We start from the raw sequence: 616 nt of genomic DNA on the forward strand, positions 1-616 counted from the left end.
TTAATGCCTGTGTCAGCAGGCTACCGTCCTTACGGGGTTCACTCCAGATGCTGAAGTAGGCGTGGACGGTACGCCACTTTGGGAACTCGCTGGGCAACATGCGCCACTGGCAGCCACTCTTGAGTAGATAGAGGACGGCACAAAATACGTCGTATAGGTCGACTCGGCGAGGACAGGTTTTCTTACGGGCACTTTCCAGCAGTGGGCGAATGGTTTCAAATTGTTCGCGACTGATATCGCTGGGGTAAGGGGTTCTCATTGGGCAAGCATCGCCGGTTTGGGGCTAGATGAAAAGACTTTGAACAGGTTCTAAGAGCCTGTCTAAAGTCTCGCGAGCTAGAGCAAGACAAGGCGAAAACACCCAAGGAAGCAGAGTCTACAAGTGGTCAATGAGCATTCCGAGGGCGTTTTCAACGCGTTATCGCTGACGCACAGCAGACTTTGAACTGGTTCTTAGAACCTGTTCAAAGTCTTTTCATCTAGCCCCAAACCGGCGATGCTTGCCCAATGAGAACCCCTTACCCCAGCGATATCAGTCGCGAACAATTCGAAGCCATCCGCCCTTTGCTGGAAAACGCCCGTAAAAAAACCAGTCCTCGCCGAGTCGACCTATACG

The 616-nt window shown here is 52.3% G+C and carries 1 protein-coding gene and 1 pseudogene; one reads left to right on the top strand and one right to left on the bottom strand.

What is annotated here, in order from left to right:
- Positions 1-259, bottom strand: a 259-nt coding sequence (locus ACUHMQ_RS20970) for a transposase (RefSeq protein ID WP_445297379.1), incomplete at its 3' end; no start/stop codon positions are given.
- 248 nt (positions 260-507) lie between these two features.
- Here ACUHMQ_RS20970 and ACUHMQ_RS20975 point away from each other — a divergent pair.
- Positions 508-616: pseudogene (locus ACUHMQ_RS20975) on the top strand (IS5/IS1182 family transposase); the annotation flags it as partial.

This window comes from Chitinimonas violaceus (assembly GCF_052601015.1).